Source organism: Helicobacter sp. (assembly GCF_014799995.1).
Lineage (GTDB): Bacteria > Campylobacterota > Campylobacteria > Campylobacterales > Helicobacteraceae > Helicobacter_D.
The window spans coordinates 26,297-34,839 of record NZ_JAAVGY010000014.1 but is presented as its reverse complement, the minus strand read 5'-3'; the positions used below and the strand labels follow the sequence as shown (position 1 = coordinate 34,839).

Sequence of the window (8,543 nt, the reverse complement as noted above, 5' to 3'; positions counted from 1 at the left end):
TATCTTTATAATCTTTTATAATCTCTTCTTTTAAATACTTACAGATTTCATTATTATTTTTTGGTAATTTCTGTGTTAGTTTTGCAAAAAAGACATTATAAGATTTTGTCTGATTATTACATAATAAAAGTATTTCAAGCAATTTAAAACATTTCTCTAAATTTTCAATGTCATTTTTTAACTGATATTCTAATTTAAGCAATAAAGGCAAAGTAGTATTTACACCGTATTCATCCACTATATGAAAAAGTCTTAATCTCCAATTAAAATTGAATAATGTCTTTTCATCTTTTGTATCTATAATTTGTGGAAAATTCCTATAAATTGTAGAGTATTCTTTGATTTTCTTCAAAAAAACTTCAAGTTTACTGCTATTGAAATTTTTAATATATTCTTTATATAAAGAAGCAAGATGGCTAATATTATGTTTTTTAGAATAGTCAAAAAAATTCTCAATCACAGCAAAAGCATGTAAAAAAATCTCGCTTTTATATCTTTGCTCTTTACCAATTTTGGTATTCCAAAAGTTTTTTTCTTCCTCTTTTTCTTCAAAAATAGATTGCCAATATTGCCCATATAATTTAATAGCTTCTTCTTCACTACTTTCTTTAATAATTTTATCAAAAAGTGCATTTTTTATAATATCAGTAGAGCTTAAGGGCTCCCCTGTAGAATTAATAGAGTCAAAGATTTTTTGTTCATCTTCTTTACTATCCAAACAAACTTCCACCAATATTTTAGAATCTTTAAGAAACTTGAAAAATTCAAAAATATCATTCGTCTCCATATTTTTTTCTTTTATCTGTTGGGAGAAAAATTGATAGCAAACTATAATCTTATTATCGGTTTTAATATCTAAAACATCTTCACTTTGTTCAAAAATTTTCACATAAGATTCTTTATCTAGCTTTGAATGAATGATTCTTGGTGAATTATCACTTTTATAGGCTTCAAAAAGACAATCTCTAAAAAACTTTTTCTTATCTTCTTCTAAATTATCATAAAGCACTTTCATTAATATAGAAAAAGTTGTTAATCTTTGTTGTCCATCAATTACGCTAACATAATTATCGTTACCTGATGAAGCTTTTAAAATTACTGAACCTAAAAAATGTTCATTTTTACTATTAAAACTCTCATATAAATCATCAAAAAATTTTTCCAGATGCTTTTCTTTTTCCCATACATAAGCCCTTTGAAAAAATGGAATTTTAAAAACATTTGCCCTTTGCATAATTTGACCAAAATTTTTTTCTTTTGCTTCCATAAATTTCTCCTTAATTTTAAATAAATTTAAACATTAAAAATTATATCCAAAAATCTTTTATCTAACCCTTACACATTAAACCTAAAGTGCATCACATCGCCGTCTTGCACGACATAGTCCTTACCCTCGACACGCATCGCGCCCGCTTCTTTGGATTTCGCTTCCCCGCCATATTTGATAAAATCCCTATAAGCAATGACTTCGGCACGAATGAAGCCTTTTTCAAAATCCTTATGAATCACTCCTGCGGCGACAGGTGCTTTATCGCCTTGATGAATCGTCCAAGCACGCACTTCTTTTACCCCAGCAGTGAAATAACTAATCAAGCCCAATTTCTCAAAGCCCAAGCGAATTATCGCATCTAATCCGCTCTCACTCACCCCTAATTCTTGGAGAAACTCTCCCTGCTCTTCCTCGCTTAAACCCACCAACTCTTCTTCAATTTTAGAGCAAAGCTTAATCACCTCCGCCCCTTGTTCTTTCGCATATTTTCTTAATTGAACCACGAAAGTATTATCCGATTCCAAACCCACCTCATCTACATTTGCACCATAAATAATTTCTTTGTTTGTCAAGAATCGCAATTCTCTATCCAAAAGTAAAAACCATTCATTTGCCTTATCCTCAAAAGTGCGCACGGGAGAACCCTCCTCCGTATGCTTCAAAAGAGCGAGGGCAACTTCTAATTGCGCCTTTGCCTCTTTATCCGTGCCGCTTTTGGCACTTCTAGTCAATCTCTCCACGCGTTTTTGCAAGGTTTGCATATCGGCGATGAGTAATTCTGTCTCTATGATTTCCACATCACGTAAAGGATTAATGCTACCCTCTACGTGCGTAATGTTAGAATCCTCAAAACAACGCACGAGATGCAAAATCACTTCCGTTTCTTTAATGTTTGCTAGAAACTGATTCCCCAAGCCCTCGCCCTTACTCGCTCCTTTGACAAGCCCAGCAATATCCACAAACTCCACCACAGAATGCTGAATCTTTTGCGGATTGACGATTTTTGCCAACTCCAAAAGACGCGTATCAGGCACAGGCACAATCGCCTTGTTTGGCTCAATCGTGCAAAAGGGATAATTTGCAGATTGGGCGTTTTGCGTTTTAGTTAGTGCATTAAAAGTCGTGGATTTGCCCACATTAGGAAGTCCTACGATTCCGATTGATAGCCCCATAGATTTCCTTTATTTTGTTTTGTTTAAAATAAATTGCACCACTGCACGAATCCCTGCACCACTTGCACCAAAAGGATTTACTCCCCAAGCTTTTTCTACATAAGCAGGTCCTGCAATGTCTAAATGCAGCCATTTTTGCACTAGAGATTCTGCGACAAATTCACCTAAAAACATTCCCGCACTGATTGCGCTTCCATAGCGACTAGAGGGGATATTGCATAAATCTGCCACTTCGGAATTAAATAGTTTTCTTAAATAAGGATTAAAGGGCAAGATTCCGCTTAGCTCCCCTGCTTCAAAGGCTGCTTTGGCAAAATCCTCTTTTAGCTTTTGATTATAACCCATAATCCCCGTGCTATAATCTCCCAAAGCCACGACACAAGCCCCTGTAAGCGTAGCCAAATCAATCAAAAAATCCGGATTCAAATCACTTGCAAAACTCAAACAATCCGCTAGCACCAAACGCCCCTCTGCGTCAGTATTGCGCACCTCAATGCTCTTTTGATTCCGTGCAATCAAAATATCATCAGGCTTATACGCATTCCCGCCAATCATATTTTCTGCTAATCCCAAGATTCCATGCACTTCAGCCTGCACACCCAATTTCGCCACAGATTCCAAAATCCCAAGCACTGCGCACGCACCGCTTTTATCTGACTTCATTGTCGTCATAAACTCGCCCGGCTTAAGGCTAAGCCCTCCAGAATCATAAGTCAAACCCTTGCCGACAAGCACAATCTTTGGCAATTTTTTGCCTTTTGGCATTTTGGGTTTGTAGCTTAAATGCACGAGATAAGGCTCATTTACGCTTGCCTTTGCCACTGCTAAAAATGCGCCCATTTTTTCTTTTTCTAAAAACTTCTTATCATACACTTTGCATTCCAATCCGGATTCTTTTGCGATTCTTTGTGCGTAAGTAGTAATGTATTTTGGCGTGGCAATCATTGGCGGCGTATTGATAATTTCGCGCACTTGGTTAATGCTCTCACTCAAGATTTGGGATTCTCTCACAATTCCCTCAAGCTCTACCTGCTTCAATTTAGAGGAACTCAAATAAATCTCTTTAAGATGACTTTCACTTTTTTTGCTCTTAAAAGTATCAAAGACATAAGAACCAAGTAAGATTCCCTCGCAAACCTCTTTCGCTTCTTGTTGTGATTCCACTATGATAGAGGCGGACTTTATTTTAAGCTTTCTAATACCTCCAATCGCACTAGCAAGCGCATCACGCACGGCATTAGGAAAAGGATAGTTGTAGCTCTCAATTCCGACAAAAAACCTCTTACTTTCTCTTACGAAGCAGCAACCCTCACCCTTGTAATTTTGAATCTCTAGCGCGTCTTTTTCAACTTTTGTTAAGTTTTTTGGTAATTTTTTATCACGCAAAATAACGACTTCTAATTCTCCGACTTTTTTAGCATTTGTTAAGATTTTCATTTCACTTTCCTGTAATTTTTTGTTCCGCTTTTGCTGTGGCTCTGTGCATATAATAATAAATTCCACCCCCTAAAAGAATCGCAAATGGAATCGCAATATAATAATGCTCTTTGGCATAATGCACAATTTGAAGCAGTTGCTCACCGAAAAAATAAGCCAGCAAAATCGTAATTGCAGCCCAAACAATCGCACTGATAAGATTAATCAGCGCAAAAGTTTTTGCACTATATCGTGTAACGCCAATACTCATTGGAATCACCGTGCGCATACCATACAAATATCTTTGGGCAAAGATAATGGGCCAACCATAACGTTGCAAAAGCAAATGCGCAAGCGCGAACTTTCTGCGTTGGGTTTTTAGCTTCTTATAAATAAATTGCTTGTTATATCTTCCGATATAAAAATACACTTGGTCGCCTACAAATCCGCCCAATCCCGCTACAATAATCGCAATAGGAATCGTCATATGCCCTGTATGACACATAATTCCAGCCATAATCAGCCCAAGCTCGCCTTCTAAAGTGCTCCAAATAAATAAAATAATATAGCCATATTCTTGTAGCCATTGTGTAAAGAGTTGTTCCATTAGCATTTCTTAAGAATAAAATAAAGCTAAATTTTAGCAAAAATTTGCTTAACATTCTCTCTTATGCTTTATCCGCATAAAAACACAAATTATTTATCAGGCGTGAATAATGTGCCCTTAGTATGTTTGGAATGCAAAAGAAAATCTTTTAAAATATTCAAGTCTTTTCCGCTAGAAAGAAACATTTCTTTGTTATTGTCTAGCAAAAATTGCGCCGCTTTTAATTTGGTTACGATTCCACCTGTAGCAAAGGCGTTATTGGGTGTCGCTTCGGCTTGCAATTCTGTCGGTGAAATCTTCGTTACTCTCTTACGCATTTTCGCATTGGGATTTTCTTTCGGATTCTCTTCATAATAACCATCAATATCACTCAAGATTGCCAAAAGCGAAGCGTCAAAAAAATGTGCCACATAGGCGGAAAGTTGGTCATTATCGCCAAATCCCAAATACATTAGCTCGCCTGTTGTCGTAACATCATTTTCATTAATGATAGGCAAAACTTTATTTTTTAGCAAAACTTCCATTGCATTACGCGCATTCTGCGTGCGCTTCCTTGAATCCAAATCATAACCAGAAAACAAGACTTGCGCACTTAAGATTCCATAGGGGCGAAGTGCCTCTGCATAAATTTGCATTAAAAGCGGTTGTCCAATGGCTGCCAAAGCTTGTTTATTAGCTAGAATCTTTTTGTCCAATTCTAACGCCGTGAAGCCTGAAGCCACCGCTCCAGAGGAGACTAAAATAATTTCATAAGTTGTATTTAATTCGCTAATCAATCGCGCTAAGGATTCTATCCGCGCAAGATTTACCTTTTGATTTTCTACCAAAATCGCACTGCCAACCTTGATTACAATTCTATTTTTGTGCATTCAAATCCTTTAAACAAGTATATAAAAGGAATCGCAAGGATTCTAAATTTTCTCCACTCACACTAGAAACAGCTAGCGCGAAAAGTGGTAGATTGAAATCATAATCCACGTTGAAGTCCTCTTTATCTTTCTGTATAAACAACAAGGGATTTTCTCCTATCTTTAATTGGAATCCAAACTCCTCTAAAAACCCGCTAATGGATTCTTGATAACTTCGTGATTCTGCACTCTCTAATCCCCCTTGTGTATCAAGCTTAGAAAACATAATCCCAAAAGGACTTTTTGCAAGCTTAGGGCTAAAACATTCCAATTCCGTCCTTAATGTAGAAAATTGTTCTTTTAAAGAACGATAATTTGCGAGGTCTAGCACAAAAAGCAAGAATCGCGTGCGTTCAATATGGCGCAAAAACTCTAATCCTAAGCCTTTGCCCTCACTCGCACCGCCAATAATTCCCGGAATATCCGCAATCACAAACGATTGGTAATCACCAGCCTTTACGATTCCTAAGCTTGGAATGAGTGTTGTAAATTCATAATTTGCAATCTGCGGCTTGGCATTTGAAAGTGTGCTTACAAGGGTAGATTTGCCAACATTAGGGAAACCAACCAAGCCAACATCTGCAATCAGCTTCAATTCTAGGCGAATGTTTTTTTCAATCCCGGGCAAGCCTTTTTGCGCATAGGTGGGGCGTTGATTTGTCGCACTTTTGAAATGCGAATTGCCCAAACCACCTTTGCCACCCTCCAAAAATAAGACTTTTTCGCCCTCTAATAAGTCTAATAATAATTGATTGTCTTCAAATACTTGTGTTCCCGGTGGCACGACAATCACCAAATCTTCGCCTTTTTTGCCGTGCTTATTGCGCCCCTGACCGGGCTGTCCATTTTGGGCTTTGAAGCATTTATGTCCTCTAAAGTGTGAGAGTGTATCGGTATTGTTATCCACTTGAAAATACACATTCCCCCCTTTGCCGCCATCGCCTCCGTCAGGACCGCCATTAAGCACAAATTTCTCCCTGCGAAAAGAAACCGCACCCTCGCCGCCTTTGCCTGAAGACACAAAGATTTGAACACTATCAACAAACATTCAATAGCCTTAAAAGTTAGAAAGAATCTTTTAGGATTCTTTAAGAATCCTAAAAATGTGGAAGTTTAAGAAGCAGGAATCACAGAGACTTTTTTACGTTCTCTATCTTTTCTTTCAAAAGAAACAACACCGTCCATTAATGCAAAAATTGTATGGTCTTTGCCCATACCTACATTATTTCCGGGATGAACCTTTGTCCCTCTTTGGCGAATGATGATATTTCCAGCACGAACAAATTGCCCACCGAATTTTTTAACACCCAAACGACGTCCCGCAGAATCGCGGTTGTTTTGGGTGCTACCCTGACCTTTCTTGTGTGCCATATTAACTCCTTATATGTCGCAATGCTTAAGCCGCAATCGTAACTACACGAACACGCGTGAAGTCTCTTCTAAAACCTCTTTTGGTTTTGCTATCTTTTCTGCGTCTTTTCTTAAAAGTGATGACCTTTTTGCCTCTGCCCTCGTTGATAACTTCTAATTCTACTTTTGCACCGCTCACATAAGGCGTGCCAAGCTTCACATTATCACCCTCGCAGATAGCTAAAACTTCTTTCACTTCAACTTTTGACTTTGGCTCAAGATTTAAGCAATCTAGCAAAATAATGTCGCCTTGCTTAACCTTGTATTGCTTGCCTCCATTCCTAATGATTGCATACATAATACAATATCCTTAAATTTGAAGTTCTTTTTATTAAACCTAATAAAAGGCGTAATTCTAGCTCAAACTTTATTAAGATTACTTGAAACAATAGAGCAATGCGGATTTGTGAAACTAAAAGCTAAAGTAAATTGTGTTGGTTTAATGAGATGAGGGAAGCGTGCGGGGGTCAATGGATTTGATAAGGGATTGGATTTCCTCATTATACATTTCTTGTGTGTAGATTTTCTCATGCATTTTAAAGCCCGCTTCAATAATGGCAAAGAGTTCGGGTTTAGTGTATTTCCACCGCTGCAAAGTGCGCGTGGTAATGCGTAAGATTCTCGCTTTGTCTTGTTGTGTGTATTTCATTTAGATTCCCTTAATTATGTGCTTTGTTAAGCGAATTAAATAAAACTTTCTCTTGATTTCAAATTGCGATAATATTTCGTATATAAATCAATATTTAAGAAAATATATCGTATTATTGCCAAATACCATTTTAATACTTAAAGGAAAAAGATGAAAAACAAATTATGTGGTACATTGGCAGGATTACTGCTAGCAACAGGATTAAATGCGGTAGAATTACCTTTTAATGGCTATGATCCAGAAATTCAGGAGGAAATTTGGGAATCTGAACAAAACTATTGTATACCAAATCTGTATACCAAATCATCAAGTAACGAGTGAATCTATGCTAGGCATTGGCATTCCTTTTAATATCACGAACCTCAAGAGAATTGAATCTGATTATAATAAAAAGGTAAAAGAGGGAGACCTCATATGCTCTAAAGAAGTAATTGTGCTTTTGTATAGTCTTGCGGAATATAACGATTATGGAAGAAAGGGTGCATATTACTTTGGGACGGAATACAACGAAGACAAAAAAGAACAACAGATACGAGCAGTCAATAAATTTTTACGAAATGATAACGACTATATTGGGTGGAATGAAGATGTAAAGTCGGGTTTCATCTATAATTATGCGAAAGAGTTTAATCTATTAGAAAAGCTTAAATTAGATATTCCTATTAAAGATGTTTTAGAAATCTTTGAATATCTTTTTAAAGACTGGGATAAAGATAAAAAAGAACAACAAGTGAGAACACAAACTATTAAAGAAGTTTATCGTTTCTTAGAAAAGAAAGCAAAAAGTAACGACACTACAAAAATGGTGGTAGGATATGGGGAAAAAAAGGCAAACACCACTTTAGATGATGATACCCTATCAGACCTCTACTACGACTTTAGAGATTTTTTAAAAGTCAGAGTTCAAAAAGAAGCGGACAAAGAAATTAATCACACGAAAAAAATCATAGAAGAGGCTTGTGCCCCTATAGAAAAAGTTAGGAAAAAAGTTGATGTAAAAAGAGGTTATAGTGTTACTTACATAACATTTGATGAGAACAAAGTCAAACTTCTCAAAGACTTAGACCCTGCACATGTTCTTAAATTTAGAGAAACTAAATAATCTATAAGG

The 8,543-nt window shown here is 36.6% G+C and carries 11 protein-coding genes; 2 read left to right on the top strand and 9 right to left on the bottom strand.

Features of this window, described 5'->3' with window-relative positions; all coding sequences use genetic code 11:
- The 9 genes from HDT10_RS03035 to HDT10_RS02995 all read right to left on the bottom strand — a co-directional run.
- On the bottom strand, positions 1–1,267 hold a 1,267-nt coding region (locus HDT10_RS03035), incomplete at its 3' end, for a DUF262 domain-containing protein (protein ID WP_290879850.1).
- A 68-nt stretch (positions 1,268–1,335) separates the two neighbouring features.
- A complete protein-coding gene (gene ychF, locus HDT10_RS03030; RefSeq protein ID WP_290879849.1) occupies positions 1,336–2,442 on the bottom strand; it encodes a redox-regulated ATPase YchF in 1,107 nt (368 codons plus the stop codon).
- Positions 2,443–2,451: 9 nt separating this feature from the next.
- Positions 2,452–3,879 (bottom strand): leucyl aminopeptidase, encoded by a 1,428-nt coding sequence (locus tag HDT10_RS03025; RefSeq protein ID WP_290879847.1) that lies wholly within the window; start codon positions 3,877–3,879, stop codon positions 2,452–2,454.
- A gap of 1 nt (position 3,880) precedes the next feature.
- Positions 3,881–4,465 carry a DedA family protein gene (locus tag HDT10_RS03020; protein WP_290879845.1) on the bottom strand — a complete coding sequence of 195 codons (585 nt, stop codon included), beginning with the start codon at positions 4,463–4,465 and terminating at the stop codon, positions 3,881–3,883.
- Positions 4,466–4,554: 89 nt separating this feature from the next.
- Complete coding sequence (gene proB, locus HDT10_RS03015) at positions 4,555–5,334, bottom strand: glutamate 5-kinase (protein ID WP_290879844.1); 780 nt, start codon at positions 5,332–5,334, stop codon at positions 4,555–4,557.
- Positions 5,321–6,421 (bottom strand): GTPase ObgE, encoded by a 1,101-nt coding sequence (obgE, locus tag HDT10_RS03010; protein WP_290879843.1) that lies wholly within the window; start codon positions 6,419–6,421, stop codon positions 5,321–5,323. Before obgE ends, proB begins: the two co-directional genes overlap by 14 nt.
- Positions 6,422–6,486: 65 nt before the next feature.
- Entirely contained in the window at positions 6,487–6,744 is a 258-nt protein-coding gene (gene rpmA, locus HDT10_RS03005; protein WP_290879840.1) for a 50S ribosomal protein L27, read from the bottom strand.
- A 25-nt stretch (positions 6,745–6,769) separates the two neighbouring features.
- The gene (gene rplU / locus HDT10_RS03000; RefSeq protein ID WP_290879853.1) at positions 6,770–7,084 is read right to left on the bottom strand and encodes a 50S ribosomal protein L21; all 315 of its coding nucleotides are present in this window, start codon (positions 7,082–7,084) and stop codon (positions 6,770–6,772) included.
- A 138-nt stretch (positions 7,085–7,222) separates the two neighbouring features.
- Entirely contained in the window at positions 7,223–7,432 is a 210-nt protein-coding gene (locus tag HDT10_RS02995) for a hypothetical protein (protein WP_290879838.1), read from the bottom strand.
- 150 nt (positions 7,433–7,582) lie between these two features.
- Here HDT10_RS02995 and HDT10_RS02990 point away from each other — a divergent pair, with 150 nt between their 5' ends.
- The gene (locus tag HDT10_RS02990) at positions 7,583–7,753 is read left to right on the top strand and encodes a hypothetical protein (protein ID WP_290879836.1); all 171 of its coding nucleotides are present in this window, start codon (positions 7,583–7,585) and stop codon (positions 7,751–7,753) included.
- 4 nt (positions 7,754–7,757) lie between these two features.
- Positions 7,758–8,534 (top strand): hypothetical protein, encoded by a 777-nt coding sequence (locus HDT10_RS02985; RefSeq protein ID WP_290879834.1) that lies wholly within the window; start codon positions 7,758–7,760, stop codon positions 8,532–8,534.
- Positions 8,535–8,543: the final 9 nt, after the last annotated feature.